General features: G+C 59.7%; 14 protein-coding genes and 1 pseudogene. 11 read left to right on the plus strand and 4 right to left on the minus strand.

The annotated features are described in order from the left end of the window. Window positions 1-155 precede the first annotated feature (155 nt). The 6 genes from BJD12_RS18655 to BJD12_RS25260 all read left to right on the plus strand — a co-directional run bounded on the left by BJD12_RS18655 (window position 156) and on the right by BJD12_RS25260 (window position 7,383). A complete protein-coding gene (locus BJD12_RS18655) occupies window positions 156-752 on the plus strand; it encodes a DUF1629 domain-containing protein (RefSeq protein ID WP_005990057.1) in 597 nt (198 codons plus the stop codon). A gap of 31 nt (window positions 753-783) precedes the next feature. Continuing rightward, on the plus strand, window positions 784-4,785 hold the full coding sequence (locus BJD12_RS18660; RefSeq protein ID WP_074059443.1) for an AHH domain-containing protein: 4,002 nt from the start codon (window positions 784-786) through the stop codon (window positions 4,783-4,785). 40 nt (window positions 4,786-4,825) lie between these two features. Then, the gene (locus tag BJD12_RS18665) at window positions 4,826-5,476 is read left to right on the plus strand and encodes a hypothetical protein (protein ID WP_064509796.1); all 651 of its coding nucleotides are present in this window, start codon (window positions 4,826-4,828) and stop codon (window positions 5,474-5,476) included. Between the two features lie 235 nt (window positions 5,477-5,711). Continuing rightward, a complete protein-coding gene (locus tag BJD12_RS25125; protein WP_255171906.1) occupies window positions 5,712-5,837 on the plus strand; it encodes a hypothetical protein in 126 nt (41 codons plus the stop codon). Window positions 5,838-5,920: 83 nt separating this feature from the next. Beyond that, on the plus strand, window positions 5,921-6,874 hold the full coding sequence (locus tag BJD12_RS18670; RefSeq protein WP_005996574.1) for a DUF932 domain-containing protein: 954 nt from the start codon (window positions 5,921-5,923) through the stop codon (window positions 6,872-6,874). After that, window positions 6,874-7,383 (plus strand): JAB domain-containing protein, encoded by a 510-nt coding sequence (locus tag BJD12_RS25260; RefSeq protein ID WP_005996572.1) that lies wholly within the window; start codon window positions 6,874-6,876, stop codon window positions 7,381-7,383. Before BJD12_RS18670 ends, BJD12_RS25260 begins: the two co-directional genes overlap by 1 nt. Before the next feature lie 108 nt (window positions 7,384-7,491). Here BJD12_RS25260 and BJD12_RS18680 read toward each other — a convergent pair whose 3' ends face one another. After that, the gene (locus BJD12_RS18680; RefSeq protein ID WP_005996569.1) at window positions 7,492-7,878 is read right to left on the minus strand and encodes a helix-turn-helix domain-containing protein; all 387 of its coding nucleotides are present in this window, start codon (window positions 7,876-7,878) and stop codon (window positions 7,492-7,494) included. A 156-nt stretch (window positions 7,879-8,034) separates the two neighbouring features. Between BJD12_RS18680 and BJD12_RS18685 the strand changes: the two genes are divergently transcribed. The 4 genes from BJD12_RS18685 to BJD12_RS18700 are packed head-to-tail and all read left to right on the plus strand — an operon-like array spanning window position 8,035 to window position 9,873. Beyond that, on the plus strand, window positions 8,035-8,715 hold the full coding sequence (locus BJD12_RS18685) for a J domain-containing protein (protein WP_005996567.1): 681 nt from the start codon (window positions 8,035-8,037) through the stop codon (window positions 8,713-8,715). Between the two features lie 24 nt (window positions 8,716-8,739). Continuing rightward, entirely contained in the window at window positions 8,740-8,958 is a 219-nt protein-coding gene (locus BJD12_RS18690; protein WP_005996566.1) for a hypothetical protein, read from the plus strand. Between the two features lie 2 nt (window positions 8,959-8,960). Further along, window positions 8,961-9,230, plus strand: a complete 270-nt coding sequence (locus BJD12_RS18695) for a hypothetical protein (protein WP_005996564.1) — start codon at window positions 8,961-8,963, stop codon at window positions 9,228-9,230. A gap of 4 nt (window positions 9,231-9,234) precedes the next feature. Continuing rightward, window positions 9,235-9,873, plus strand: coding sequence for a hypothetical protein (locus BJD12_RS18700; protein WP_005996562.1), 639 nt, complete (start codon window positions 9,235-9,237; stop codon window positions 9,871-9,873). Between the two features lie 164 nt (window positions 9,874-10,037). On the opposite strand, the gene BJD12_RS18705 is transcribed toward BJD12_RS18700, so the two are convergent. Together BJD12_RS18705 and BJD12_RS18710 are read right to left on the minus strand one after the other, a co-directional pair. Continuing rightward, window positions 10,038-11,324: a YagK/YfjJ domain-containing protein gene (locus tag BJD12_RS18705; RefSeq protein WP_005996560.1), complete on the minus strand. Its 1,287-nt coding sequence runs from the start codon at window positions 11,322-11,324 to the stop codon at window positions 10,038-10,040. A gap of 216 nt (window positions 11,325-11,540) precedes the next feature. Then, window positions 11,541-11,828, minus strand: a complete 288-nt coding sequence (locus BJD12_RS18710) for a helix-turn-helix transcriptional regulator (RefSeq protein WP_005996558.1) — start codon at window positions 11,826-11,828, stop codon at window positions 11,541-11,543. A gap of 435 nt (window positions 11,829-12,263) precedes the next feature. Between BJD12_RS18710 and BJD12_RS18715 the strand changes: the two genes are divergently transcribed. Further along, window positions 12,264-12,854: an IS5/IS1182 family transposase gene (locus BJD12_RS18715; protein ID WP_005996556.1), complete on the plus strand. Its 591-nt coding sequence runs from the start codon at window positions 12,264-12,266 to the stop codon at window positions 12,852-12,854. 421 nt (window positions 12,855-13,275) lie between these two features. Here BJD12_RS18715 and BJD12_RS23890 read toward each other — a convergent pair. Next, window positions 13,276-14,027, minus strand: a pseudogene (locus tag BJD12_RS23890) (IS5 family transposase). Between the last annotated feature and the right edge of the window lie 74 nt (window positions 14,028-14,101).

Consider the following 14,101-nt stretch of genomic DNA (forward strand, 5'->3'; position numbering starts at 1 on the left):
TGCGGCAAGGTGGGCAGTTGCCTGATGCTCCGCGACCTGTTGCGGGAAGGTGGAGGAGTTAAGCTGTTGACGGAAGTTGAGATCACTGCATCAAAGATGAGGCGAAACGTATGCAATCAACAAGACCTAATCAGCCAACGCCGGGTGCCTTCTATATGTTCGTGTCGGACATGGAGAGCAACAGGCCGCGCTGCGGAGTTAAGTTCAACAATCTCCGCCAGCTGCTTTCGCCACCGTGTGTGATCCTGCGTCCGCAAGAAGGCGGGTTCCCCTCGATGCTCGAACAACCGCAGATGACCTATGACCCCAGTGCAGGTCCCGAGCCTCGTGATCTGGAGCCAGGCTTCGGCGGCTATTGGTTGGTGTCTGAGCAACTCCATGACGTCATGTGCTCGGTCGATCCAAATGCCTTCGCATTCACTGAGGTGGACTACCGTTTGGCCGATGGCATCAAGGGCCCGCGTCGTTTCTTATGCGACGTTGTTCGAGAGATGGATGCTTTGGATGAAAGATTGTCGAGGCTTAAGATTAAGGTCAATGACGATTATGTGCGTGGGAAGTTCTATTCGTTTGGGGGCGGAGCCAGCCTTGCCTTCCGAAATGAAGTCTTGGGGCAGTCGCATGTGTTCCGGTTGCCGTTTAATCCATCTGTGTTCTGTGACCGGACGTTTAAGGACGCTGTTCACGAAGCCGGAATACCTGGCGAGGCAGAACTCAGCGGCATCTCTTTCATTGACGCGTCGGATATCTGATCCATCAGCTGACAAGGACGGACCCTAGATCATGGCAGGCAAGCCCCTCTTTCAGCAGCATCACGGTGTCGATCAGAAGTCGTTTGAGATTGATCCTTTATTACAGGTGCTTGTCGACAACGGCCGGTTAAATAAGGATGCGGCCACTAATCTGATTAATTTGCCAAACGACAAAGCCCTTGCCCGTGCCATTGGGGTTACGCCACATACAGGACGCCATATCAAGGAATATTCTCTTGGTATGAAAGATGCCCTTGAAGATTTGGCATCTACGAAAGATGGGCAGGCGATATTGCTCCAAAAGCCGGATCCTGATGCCTTAGATCGAGTCGCGCTTAAGGTCCAACGATTGAGCGACACCGTGCAGGTTGCGCTCATCAATGGCGACTTGCGCACCAACAAAGCGCTGGGGCAAACGATAGACCAAACTCGAGCTCTCACTCGGGCATTCTTCGGTGGCCCGGACAGCTACGCGGCCCAGAACGCAACGCAGCTGGATGCACACGCTCAGGCCAGTGCCAATGCACGCCAATGGGGCGGAGTGACACACAACGAAGGCCGTATCGTTTCCACGTTGCAGCACTTTCACAGCGCTGGACAGCCGCTGCTGGCTGGCGGCAACCTCGATCTCCAGCGCCATGGGCTATCCCAGGCCATCGCCGACGCTTACCACAATGGCCGCTTGACCATGTCACCCGGTGGCGTGGCTGTAGTGGAGAACACCTTGGGCGAGGAAGCCGCCAGACCTTTGCGAGTTCCTCGCGGTCAAAGCGGTGCCGCGTCCATGGAAGTGTTGCTCGGCAATGCCTCGGCCAGAACCCTGGTGCGTTCGGGTGGCTTGCTGGCGACTGGCGCAGATGCGGTTTTGACAGCACGCCGCTCGGCCGAGTTGCTGGAACAAGGCAATGCCATTGCCGCGCAGTCCGAGGTCACCCATGCTTTGGCGCGCAATGTCGGCGGCTGGGCCGGTGGCGCGTCCACCGCCGCCGCGATTGGTGGCAGCGGCTTCGTGCCTGCGGCGTTGGTGGTGGGCGACGCGCTGTTGATGAGCAAGGCGTTCGACAAAGGCGCCGATTTGCTGGACAACCGCGCCATCTACCACCAGACCGACAAAGAGGACGTGGAGTGGAATTTCAACGGTCGCAACTTCCAGCGCGAAGCCGCCATTGACCTCGCCCAGGATGGCCGCCGCACGTCGGGCGAGCAGCCCGTGGTTGCAAGCTATGAGAAATCGCAGGAGCTGGGTGCCCTGGCCAACGCGAAGGCGGTGGAGCTGGCGTTGGGCAAAGCACCGCAGCCCCAGAACCCGTTCAACCTCCCCGCACGGGCAAGCGACCAAGTGGGATTGGACAACCCGAATTGGGAGCGCAATCCCGAGCGTCAGACTTGGGAGCGCCAGGTCAGGTCCACCGCGTCCGGCACCGATGAGATTGGCAGCTACGCCCTCCAACTCGCGCCCCCGGAACGCGTGCAGCAACTCAACCAGGAGGCGTTGGCACGCATCGAGAGCAACATCGCCACGGGGCGCGAAGCCATTGCCGCCGCTTACCTAGAAAACCACGCCGCGCAGCGCGCCGGCGACTATGGAGTGGAAGTGCCGGCGGCGGTGCAAGCTGCCCAGGCCAAGCCGGACCGGGTTCAAGGCCACGATGGTCTGGCCTACCAGCGCAACGAGGCTGGGCAGTGGCTTGGAAAGGAAGGGCTGGCGACCGGCAACCTGGCGGCGGAGCTGGAGCTCACCAACCAGATGCGCCAGGCCTCGCTGGAGCGCGCTCAGGAAACCCTGGCGGCGATTGAGGCGCTTCCCGCGCCTACGGCGGCGCAGATGGAGCAGAACGAGCTGCTGCACCGCTACCGGGCTGCCGGCGTTGATTTGAACGTCAACCCGCAGACCCAGCAGGCCGTGGCGCTGGCTTCGCAGCGAACCATGGACGCCAACGGCATCACCGGGCCGACGATGCAGCAGTTGCAGCGCAACGAGTCCGGGCAATACGGCTATGACAGCCCCATCGCACACCTCCAGCGCGGCAGCGATGGGGTCACTCGCGTGGTAGCTGTCACCAGCAGCGACGACATCCGGCAGGCGTTGAGTGAGGCGCAAGGTAGTCGACGAGAGTCGCCAACCCTTGCACGGGCACCCGAAGTGACGGGGGAGACAGACAGCTCTACGTCTGACTCTTCCAATCCGCATCAGGTGCTCGACATTCAGGCGCGCATGCAGGCATCTGTTGCGGCACAGGCGCGGCAAGAGCGCGAACAGCAAGATCGCCTTGCACAGGAGCAGCATGCCGCACTGGTGCGCGAGCACCTCCAGCAGGCACAGCCAGAGCGCGAAGATCAGTCGCCGAGCGAGCAGGCCATCCAGGCGCACGCGATGCTGGAAGGTCAACGCCAAGCGGAGCAGCAACGCGAACAGGAAGAGCGCCAGGTGCAGGAGCGCCAAACGCAAACCAGCCAACAGCGCCAGCTCCAGGAGCGTGAGGGAAGGGATGCCCAGCAACGTCAGGCGCAGGAACGCCAAGCCGAGGACAACCGGCAGCGGGAACAGCAAGACCGCCAGGCTCAAGAGGCCCAACGAGTTGAGGTTCAGGAAGGTCAGTCTCGGAAAGCGCAGCAGCAGGACCAACGCCAGCAAGCCTCGCAGCAACCGGACACTCAGACGCGTGCTCCAGATGCCGCGCTGGCTCAACAAACGACGCGTGCTGAGTTACAGCAGGAGGATGCGCGTCAGCAGCCAGAGGTCCAGAACCGACAGGCGGGCGACTACCTGGCTCACAACACACCTGACCCACTGAAGCAAACGCCCGGTCCAGGCGATGCGCAGCCGGGACAAGCACAAGGAGTGGAGCGCGCGCTGGAAATGCAGGCGGTGGAGAATCGCGCCGCCACGCGTCTTCAAGTGGCTTCATCCGAGAGTTCAGAATCTCGCAGCCACCTTCCGCAAAGCGCAGAGGCCAATGTGGTGCCGCCAGCACTGCATCACCAGGCGCAACCGCAGCAAGGAGAGATGGAGCAAGCGTCGGTCCGTCAGCAAGACGTGGCGCGTGAGCAGGGTGCGGAGCGGGTTCGCGTCATGACCCCAACAACGTCTGCTTCAGAAGAACCGATGATTGCATCGCAGTCCGCGGGGTCTTCCACTTCTGCGCGACATGAGGAGACAGAGCAGCCCCGTGCCTCAGATGTTTCGCTCGCTAAGCATGGGGCGGCTTTGCTGGCCCCAACAACTCTCGCGCAAACATACGGGCAATCGCTGGCAGATAGCGTAGAGAATCGCTTTCCCACGGAGCCAGCAGGCGCGGAAAGCCAGCTGGCCCAATCGACCCCGGCGCAGGAACGCAACGTCGCAGATCCGGGCGGAGCCCTGTTCTTGGAAGAGACCATGCGCTCGTTGCGTCAACTGCAGCAGGAGATTGAGGCGGCGGATCGGGAAGATGAACGCTTCCACAAGGAATGGAGGGAGTATCGCGAGCGCGGAGAACCCTATCCCTTCGTTCGCGACGGCGCGCGAGACCAGGAAAGTGGAAGCATTGATGCATTCAGCGCACACCAACCAAGTCGCCGCTCGCCCAGTGAAGCTGCTGAGCAAACCGATGCCTTTCCACCTCTAGCTCAGCGCTCCACCGGTCCAGGGGGAGGGGATGCGCCAAACGACTCGTTGAAAGCTGAGCGGAAATCCATCACGGGTGACCCGGACGTGGACGAGGTCCTCTACGCGCTCGACAGCAAGAACGAGCTGGCGATCGAGCAGGCCTTAAATCGGGTGGCCAACAGCGCAGCGACGCAGGCACTGATCAAAAGAGGCAACGAGTTCCTGGAAGCGCAGGCCCAGCAGGAGGCCCAGGAGCACGTCGCTACACGCCAGGCGTTGGGAATGGATGTCTCAGCGGAGATCAACACCAGCCGCGGGCCGGTGATGGTGATGACCTTGCCGGAGTTCGCCAAGGGGCCGATGCAGAGCGGTCCCCAAGGGGACGGCGGGGGAGGTGGTGACGGCGGTGGGGGAGGAGGCGGTGGTGGAGGGGGCGGTGGTTAGTCAGAATCTCTTCCATGACCAGCCACGTTTAGGAGACCTCATGGACAGGCAAGACGCTGCCGCAATGGCGGAAATGATGGCGACGTTGAACGCGTCGAACGCCTCGCTGCAGGAGACGGTCAAAGTGCTGACGACGCTGGTGGCATCCATGCAGCAGCGCGAACAACGGCTGCGCGAGGTGGTCGCCGAGCAACTCCAGGTGCTCCAGCACGCGGCCAGCAGCGCCGATGCCAAGGTCAATCGGGTATTGGACAACGCATTGCCGAGGCTGACGCAGCTGACCAATCAGGCGTTGACGCAGACGCTGGAACCGGCCGCCAAGCGGTTCAACAAAGAGATGGCCCATGCGGACGAGACGTTGCAGCAAGCCACTCGACGTTACGCGCAGGCCCAGCAATCCTTGGAGACGCGGATCACGCGGCGCGCGGGCATTGCATCCGCCACGATGCTCGTGGCGGGCGTTTTGGGCCTGGGGGCGGTGGCTTACTCGGTGGGCATCATCAACGAGAAGCGGAGCGAGCTGGTGCAGCTCCGCACCTCTATCGACTATTGGGAGCGGGTTGCTCGCGCAGACCTGGCGCCCTGTGGCGAAGGCAGGCTTTGCGCCACGTTAGAGAAGAACGGGCCGCGTTATGGCAACCAGAGGCAGTACAGAGCGGTCAACTTGCGCACAACATCGGCTGCGCAGTGATGCCTTTAGACCGCATTTGATCAGTGGAGCGTCAACGTTTTTGGTGGTTGTCCTAGTCCTTCTCGTTCCGGTTCCATTCGATAGGAGCCCTAGGCGTAAGCGATGTCCGCTGACGGCCACCGTTCACCTGCTGCCACTAAAAATTATTTGAAACCCATATTACCTATGTGAGGCGGGATACTCCCCGTTTCGCGTCCGGCGCTCCGCATTGCAGCGCCAGCTTAGGATGCACGTAATGATGAAGAGTAAGGTCGAATTGATCTACTGCATCATGGTTGTGGCCACCGCCGTCATGGCGGGCATCGTCAAATGCACGGTGGCGGCAACTTGCCCCAACTGCAGCGATTTCTTCGATCACTGATCAGCACAACCAACGTTATCCCTCACAAGGCCCGGCTCGTCCGGGCCTTGTGCGTTTATGTCTTCAACTACTGGGAATCGACAATGCACTTGCTTGAATCAATGGCCTATGTTGGCCAACAGCCCTGGCACGGGCTGGGTAATCAGCTCGCTCGACAGCAACCTATCGAGACATGGAAGCAACAGGCTGGGATGGATTGGAAGATCGAGGAGTCCGAGGTTCGATACATCACTGGCAGTCAGAACATTGGAGCCATCAATGCGTTTCCTGGGAACAAGGTTCTCTATCGCTCTGATACCAAAGCGCCTCTGGCAGTGGTTTCGAAGCGCTTCCAAGTCGTCCAGCCAGGGGAGATCCTGGAGTTCTACCGGGACCTGACGGCGAACAACGGATTCGAGCTAGAGACGGCCGGCGTCCTGCGAGAGGGGCGCAAGTTCTGGGCGCTGGCCAGGACAGGTCAGAGCATTGTGCTTAGGGGGAGGGACAGAGTGGACGGCTATCTTCTACTGGCGACCGCCTGTGATGGGACACTGGCCACGACAGCTCAGTTCACCTCCATTAGGGTGGTCTGCAACAACACCCTGGCGGTTGCCTTGGGAGACAGTGGTGGCGCCATCAAGGTGCCGCACCGAAGCCACTTCGACCCGGACCGCGTGAAGCGCCAGCTCGGCATTACGGTTTCAGCCTGGGGCGGTTTCGTAGACCGAATGAAAGCACTGTGCGAATCCCCAGTAGACCCAGACGCTGCTGATGCTCTGCTGCGCCGTGTGTTGACCTACGCCACTCCCAATGCGGCGCAGGTGGTCAACGAACAGGCAGTAGCTAAAGTGCGCGCGCTGTATGACGGCGATGGGCGAGGATCCAAGCTTGCTTCCAGCCGAGCAACGGCTTGGGGTCTGCTCAACGCCATCACAGAGCACGTTGATCATCATCGACGTGCTCGAAGTGACGACCATCGCCGGGATGCGGCCTGGTTTGGGCAGGGAGCCAAGATCAAGCAGCGCGCGTGGGAGGAAGTGATGGGGATGGTGGCGTGATGCAGGTCGGGACACGCACATGTGCGCCGTCTGATGGCGGGCCTGCACCGTCACAGGAAGTCATCCGCGCACGGGATGACAAGATCGTCGCGCGCGCCCTACGCATCCTCGAACAGCGAGCCAGCGAACCAGGGCCACGACTAGGTGACGTCTCCAAGTGCGGGGCGTTCTTCCGGCTGCGGTTGGGCGGTGAGATACGGGAGCACTTCGAGGTTGCTTTCCTCGATAACCAGCACCGGCTCATCGGGGTAGAGCGCTTGTTCTCCGGGTCTGTGGAGGGCGCGGAGGTGCATCCGCGCATCGTCGTCCAGCGCGCGTTGGCCTTGAACGCCGCGGCAGTCATCGTGGCTCACAACCACCCGAGTGGCCACACTGAGCCTTCAGCAGCCGACCGAGCTGTCACGGTCCAGTTGAAGACCGTTTTGCAGCTGGTGGAAATCCGGCTGCTGGACCATTTCGTGGTCACGGCCCACCAGGCGGTTTCGATGGCTACCCGGGGATGGGTGTAAGCGTAAGTTCCCTGAAAGCAATGGCGGGTCGCCCGGTCCCGTTGGGCCGGGCATCTAGGTGCGACTGATTGGGCTGGATGAAAGCCAGGCGCATGAGGCCAAGTGCGTTTACTCCCCTGTGTCGCTTCCATTGGGTGCCTGCAGCAGTTCTACCAACTTCGAAAGCATGCTCGGGTCTTGGAGCACAGCTGGAATCAGCTTGGTCAGAACTTTGCGTTGAGCCTCATCTGCTTGAGAGAGGGCAAGGATTGCATCTGCCATGGATGCGTCGTCTGCAAGTAGGTAAGCAACCGGGACATCCAGGACCTGAGCCAGCGTGTTCAGGTTGTCGAAACCAATGGCTGTGACCTGGTGTTCGTACCGGTTGATCCGTGAAGACCCTTTCTCCTTACCGAGGCCCATGCGATCCCCCAGCGCGCGCTGGCTCAAACCGCGCAACTGCCTGGCCTGAGCTAGGCGGGCAGCGAAAAGCGCTCGGGGGGAGGACTCGGGCACAGGGGAATCGTGAAACGAAGATGTCCGGAATCATGACGAAGGCTCTATCGGTGTGGCAGACTCTATCTTCCAGATAGAGGGCGGGCCGCTGCAAGTCAGGAGGGGCTTGCGCGTCCGGCATGCGACGGAAACGACAGGAAGGACAGCAAGGCAGGCATGGATCCATACGAAATCTTGGGCATTCGTCCAAGCGCTGGGGGTGAGGAAATCGAGCTCGCCTACAAAGGACGACGTAGCCAGTACCACCCGGACCGCTACGCAAACGCGGACGCGGAAACGCTGAACTGGGCGACCTCGAAGATGCAGGAGGTCAACCAGGCCTACGCGGCACTTCGGGATCCGGTCAGTCGTGCGCGCGTGGATGAAGAAGTGCGAAATAAGTCAGCGCGCCCAGCACGCCCAGCAGACGCCACCCGCGCGCCCGAGCCGGGACAGTCGTATGCACTGACGTTGGTGCAGGCGCTGGACGGCCTGGCGCTGAACGGTGAACCGCTTGAGCGGATCTTCGTCGCCCCGCGTATCCCTCATAAAAAACTTGCCGGCGCACTGGAGTCCTATGGGCAAGGACTGCAACCACCGGACGTGGTTGTGCTGATCGACGACACGCTCTTTGGCGGTGCACGCGAAGGTGTCCTGATCACTGAAGCACAGATCAGATGCAAAGCCGTGTTCCAAGCAGTGGAGATTCGCCTGCTTGGAGTCCTGTCGGCGATCACGACAGAAGGGAAGTACGTCTACATCAATGGCGAGCGCTTCGCCGAGCTGAACATGCCTAACAAAGGCGACTTGAAGGCGCTCTTCAAGGCCGTAAGCCGCTATCTGCAGCAAGGCCATTAACCATCACAACAACAGGGGAAAGAAATGAAATATCTGATTGGGCTCTACGGAGCCTCATTCGTAGTTGCTGCAATCTGTTTCGCCAATTGGGGGCAATACGCTTACAAAGGCTTTGCCTACAACCTCGGCCGCGCGCTGGTCTGGCCAGCAATTGCGTTCCCGTCGTTCGGGGGGCTTCTCAGCGGGTTGATTTGGCTTGTCGTCATCGGCGGCGTGCTGGTCCTTGTGCAAAGGAGGGCTTAGTCATGGCACGAGATGTCGCGAAGATTGCGGCCGCTCTGGCGGCGTTGCTAATGCTTGGAGCATGCGGCAGCAAGGCGGACAAGGCACGCAGCGAATTCATTGGAAGCTGCGCCAGCAGTGGAGGGAACGAGGCTGTCTGCGAATGCGCTTTCGACAAGCTGCAGGCGCATTACGGGGAAGAAGGAATTGTTGCAATTCAGTCCGAGGGTTCTCCGCCTCCGGACTTCATCGATCAATTGGCCAATGCCGCACAACAGTGCAGGAAGCGATAAGGAAATGAAGATGAAGCAGATTTACCGGTCCGCAACGATCCTGCTAGCCGCGCTAGCCGTAACGGGGTGTGGCAAAGCAGATGAGGTAACGAAAGCCGGCGAGCTCAATCTGGCTGGCTGTAAGGTTCCGGCGGGTACCAAGCGAGTAGAGGCCGAAGCTATCCAGTGCGATGCCGCCAAGGGCGTAAAAGCCGAGGCAGAGAAAGCGCCTTCGCAGGAAGCTGTCCAGATCACGCCGGACGCTGAGGTCATCAACGCAGCCATCGCCCAGGAGGCGAAGAAGGCCGACGGAGCTACCGAGTACACGGAGGCACGGAAACTAGTGGAGGGCGATCTGACCGGAGATGGCAAGCCAGAAGTGGTGGCCTTGTACACCCTGGAAGGTGGTGGCGGTGGCAACGGAGCTGGTAGCTACCTAGCGGCTTTCCAGCGCGAGGAAACCGGCCAACTGCAGCTGGCCGGCACCACGTCCGTTTCCGGCTTCGGAGTTGCTGTTCAGAATGCGAGCGTGGAAGACGGCACGGTGCATGTGAAGCTGCTTGTACAAGGGCCGGATGATCCGGACTGCTGTCCGTCAACGGAAGAGGACGCCTTGTACGTGTTTCATGGGAGCAAGTGGCTGCAGGTGCAGCCTTCGCCTTGAACTCCGCCGTATACCGCTTGCTGCTCATGGAAACCTCCGAATCTGCCATTTTCCATGGCATTAAGGTGTCCAGGAAACACCGGGCGTATCACGGCTCACTTCCCGGGGCGTATCAAGACTAAGGGCCGGCAAGCCGGCCCTTAGTCTGAAAGCTAGATTTGAGATCACTTCTTCAGCAACTCTCGATCAACGGCTGAAGTATCAAGGCCGCTGCTCCGTGGCGCCCCACGGCCGCTGTGACCCTTCGGCATGATGCCCTTGCGCAGGTTGCGGATTCCCTTCCTGCTCGCGATGTCGGGGTCCTGGTTACCTTCGTGGGACTTAGGTGGGCTGGGTTTTAGTTGCGTAGTTTCCTTGCACATGTACTCGATTGCCAGACGCAAGCCGCGCAGCTTGTCTGCATCTGTTGGATGGATCAGACCCAGGCAGTTGAAGCGGTACTGATCCAGCCGGGTGTAGCAGTTGAAGTAGCTCGCCTTATCCTTTTTGCCCGTCTCGCCGACATCCACCCCATCCTTGTAATCTCCATGGCCACAGCGCCGGACCCAGTCTTCTCCGATCATGCGGGTCAAATTGGCAGCGTCACGATGCTTGTGCCCGTCCAGAATGACGAGGACGTGGAAATGGATGCCCCGATCAATCCCGTCCTCACGCTTGCTGATGTAGCCCAGGACGTCGGGAACGATTCGATTCTCCCGCAGGCCGCGCAGGAGCCTTGCGTAGTGCCCGTCCGCTTCACGGGTATAGCCCCAGCCCTTGAACGCCGGCCGGAAGTAGAGGTCGAGCCGTAGAATCAGCAGTTGCGAACGCCGCTGGAACTGGGCTGCCAGATAATCGCAGCAGCTGGCGATGTTCTTTTCTTCGTTGCGTTTGTAATTGTCGACTTGGTCCTTGTATGCCTGGTTCCGACATGACGCGCGGATGGAGGCAACCGCGCGCTCGACAATCTCACGCGTTCGTGGCTCACTCATCAGTGCGTCGCCGTTGCGGTTCGTGTGGTTAAGGAGCTCAGACGACCATTGGTCGATGACATTCAGGATGACGGTCAGTGGAGGATTGAAGCGGTGGTGCTTGTAGTACTCCGCACGGTCTTGGTTGTAGCCTTTGCAGACGTTAAAGAACGCTTTGCCGGTCTTGGTCAGCTGATGGCGGGGCTGTCCCCTTCGATCGTACGCAACTTCAATGGGCTGGTCGTCATGCTGGACGATGGCATTAACCAGCTTCTCCGCTCGGATAAGCCAACAGATGAAGTCGTACTCTTGCCCGATCCAGGTGTATCCGTAGCGTTGACTGGTCTTACGTACGAAGAGGTGGTGGTTCTGCTCTGCCGGACGCATCTGGGTGCCCTTGGGCTGGGGAGTGATGAGACGGTCGGTCATCTGCTCTTTAGGCAGTTCACTGTCAAAGTTAGTTACCTGGTTGTACGAGTTGGACTTATCGATCTCGTTCATGTGAATTCCTCGCTGTCATGTGCTGATTGATTGAATATTAAATTAATTAGTTAATCTAATTTAATTCACTAATTCAATAGGATATAAACCGGAATTCAGGCGCGATCGATGGCCTGATTCTCCGTTTTTAGAAACTAAAAAACCTCAGCTCCTTTGGGTCTTTGTGTGCTGAGTTGCTGCGTCGACTTAGTGAGGTCGTTACGTGTGGCGGGGAATTTAGATGCGGCTTTCCAGCCACTCGTCCACGACGTATTCGATCCAACCCTTAGCGGAACTGCGCGAGCCGCCAGCACCCAAGGGAACGGGTCGAGGGAACGTTTCGTCATACCAGCGGCTCGACGGATTCAGGCGGTTATCGATGGTGCTCTCGGAGCACGAGAGCTTCTTTGCCAGGTCCTTCTTGCGGATGACCCGCTTGGAGCGCGTAGGCGGGGGCACGACGCCCCCCGTTTCTGTATTTTGCGAATGGTTCGTATGGGTCGAACGGTTGTAGCGAAGGTTCATAACGCGATCTCGGTGCAGCGACAGGCCCCTTGCCTGCCTGCCGGAACGATGCGCGTTTTCTGGGGAGATGTATAAGGACCGGAAAACCGCGATCACGGGAAAAAGGGGTGGGGAAATTGACCCCTGGACCCAGGCATTTGCCTGGCGCTTGCTGCCAAGCGCGGATCCATTGGTGGATCCCCTGCCGAGGAACCAACTTGCCGGCCCAACCCGGCCCAATTGATGGCGTTTCCGCGCTGGCGCCGGACCGTCGTAGCGGAGCCGGCACTAGGTCCAGGTTCCCAGCCTGCCCAGTCGTGGTCGGCCGGATGGCATAACAGTCCAGTGTCGTGGCCTGGGCCGCAGCTTGCCGGCATGCCTCCTGCCCTTTAGGGAACCTCTGAACAACGCACCACAGATACGCGACACTACCCGCCTCATGTTGAGGAGTGATCCATGCAACTGACGTTCGGTGATGCTGAAGGCCTGGGCAAGCGCAAGCAGACCCTGCGCGAGATCTTTCTGGCCGAGATGGAGCAGGTGGTTCCGTGGCAGCACTTGCTCGGTCTGATCGAACCGCACTATCCGGTGTCGGGGCGCCCTGGTCGACAGCCATACGCACTGGCGACGATGTTGCGGATTCATTTGCTGCAGCAGTGGTATGCGTTAAGCGATCCGGCGATGGAAGAAGCGTTGCACGAGATCCCGATCTTGCGGAGGTTTGCCCAGCTCGGTGGCGGGGACAAACGCGAAGAACTGCAAAACTGCAAGGCTGCATTTTTCATTGCCGCCAAGCGTTCGACGCTGCAAGCCATCGGCAACAAACGCGAGCGTGATCGGGAACAGCGTTGGGAACACTTCAAGGCCAGCGTGCGCGCGAAGGTGGAGCATCCATTCCGGGTGATCAAGCGGCAATTCGGTTACACCAAGGTCCGCTATCGCGGCCTGGCCAAGAACACCGCACACGTGCTGACCTTGTTTGCGCTCTCCAATCTGTGGATGAAGCGAAAGCAGTTACTGCCTGCTATGGGGAGCGTGCGCCTGTAACCCGGGGAATTCCCAAGGAAAGCGCCAGAAATGGCGGAAGATCCGAAGATCCAAACGCGACTCTCCGGACCGACGCGACATCCCGCACTCTCAGGCCTCGTTATTCAGACCTTCCTTAGGGGGCGCTTCCGAAGTGGGCTAGGGTGATGGCGTGGTCTCCCGAGCGCGTCGGCATTTCGCTGGAGGAGCAACGGGCGTGCCGATGAGCCGGCGTGCTTTACATCGGTGTCTGTGCTGCAGGTCATGCGGCAGCCCTTGACTTGGCGGGAGTATTTCAACTGGGCACGCTGGACCCAGTGAGAATTTTCAGGCGATCTGGGTGGCAAAGAGGCGAGGCCTTCTGATGCGCTTGGCCTATCGATCTAGTCGCATTCGTCTCGCGCTGCGGCGATTCAAAAAAATCTGAAACCCTCAAGAGTCGTCAACAAAACCCAGGAAGGAGCCGTAGGCAGACGCTGGAGCAAGCGAGTGAGAGCAGTGCTAGTGGATATAGATGCGGCGTTCAAAACGGGTGTGCAGTTTGCCCATGCCTGCAAACCAGGCATGGGTGCGCTCAACGACCCAGCGAAGACGACCCAATCGTCGTTGCCCTCGATCCCCTTGCGTGCGATCCGCGAGGTTATACCGCGCCGTTTGAGACAGCTGCGACACCGTTCGATTTCGTCGTCTTTGTCGGCATGCAGCTCGTTCGGCCAGCCTCGCGGACGCTCTGGTTTTCTGCCGATGGCAGGCAAGGTATCAAGCAACTCTTCAAACACCACCGAGTCGTGCCGATTGGCGCAGGTGACGCACACCGCCAAAGGCACGCCGTTGCGATCGACGATCCGATGCTGTTTGCTGCCCGGTTTGCAGCGATCTGTCGCGTTTTGGTCCGGTGTAGGCGCCCCACGGGGAGGCCACACTAGTAGCGTCCAGGCTTACTCGGCTCAGATCCAGCTTCTCGGCCCGTCTTAGCTCGGCCATCAACACTTGATGCAAGCGGTGCCAAACACCCGCCTCTTACCAATCACGCAACCTGCACCAGCAGGTCATGCCGCTGCCATAGTCACGTTCCATGAGAAGGTCCTTCCACGGGATGCCCGTGCGCAAGACATAGACGATGCCGTTGAGGGCTTGCTGATCGCCGATACGCGGCCGCCCGCCCTTAGGCGAACGCCTTACTTGCGGAATCAGCGGTGGTCAGGTGGCCATTGCGAGGTACTAGTGCGTCCCTCCACTTGGACGCTTTAGCGTCCAAGTGGAGGGAC

It is taken from the genome of Xanthomonas vesicatoria ATCC 35937, from assembly GCF_001908725.1.
GTDB lineage: Bacteria > Pseudomonadota > Gammaproteobacteria > Xanthomonadales > Xanthomonadaceae > Xanthomonas > Xanthomonas vesicatoria.

Coding starts and splice junctions, on each gene's coding strand:
- BJD12_RS18665 (WP_064509796.1), top strand. CDS start 4,826: ATGGACAGGCAAGACGCTGCCGCAATGGCGGAAATGATGGCGACGTTG.
- BJD12_RS18660 (WP_074059443.1), top strand. CDS start 784: ATGGCAGGCAAGCCCCTCTTTCAGCAGCATCACGGTGTCGATCAGAAG.
- BJD12_RS18700 (WP_005996562.1), top strand. CDS start 9,235: ATGAAGATGAAGCAGATTTACCGGTCCGCAACGATCCTGCTAGCCGCG.
- BJD12_RS25260 (WP_005996572.1), top strand. CDS start 6,874: ATGCAGGTCGGGACACGCACATGTGCGCCGTCTGATGGCGGGCCTGCA.
- BJD12_RS18685 (WP_005996567.1), top strand. CDS start 8,035: ATGGATCCATACGAAATCTTGGGCATTCGTCCAAGCGCTGGGGGTGAG.
- BJD12_RS18710 (WP_005996558.1), bottom strand. CDS start 11,828: ATGAACCTTCGCTACAACCGTTCGACCCATACGAACCATTCGCAAAAT.
- BJD12_RS18690 (WP_005996566.1), top strand. CDS start 8,740: ATGAAATATCTGATTGGGCTCTACGGAGCCTCATTCGTAGTTGCTGCA.
- BJD12_RS25125 (WP_255171906.1), top strand. CDS start 5,712: ATGATGAAGAGTAAGGTCGAATTGATCTACTGCATCATGGTTGTGGCC.
- BJD12_RS18670 (WP_005996574.1), top strand. CDS start 5,921: ATGCACTTGCTTGAATCAATGGCCTATGTTGGCCAACAGCCCTGGCAC.
- BJD12_RS18695 (WP_005996564.1), top strand. CDS start 8,961: ATGGCACGAGATGTCGCGAAGATTGCGGCCGCTCTGGCGGCGTTGCTA.
- BJD12_RS18655 (WP_005990057.1), top strand. CDS start 156: ATGTTCGTGTCGGACATGGAGAGCAACAGGCCGCGCTGCGGAGTTAAG.
- BJD12_RS18705 (WP_005996560.1), bottom strand. CDS start 11,324: ATGAACGAGATCGATAAGTCCAACTCGTACAACCAGGTAACTAACTTT.
- BJD12_RS18715 (WP_005996556.1), top strand. CDS start 12,264: ATGCAACTGACGTTCGGTGATGCTGAAGGCCTGGGCAAGCGCAAGCAG.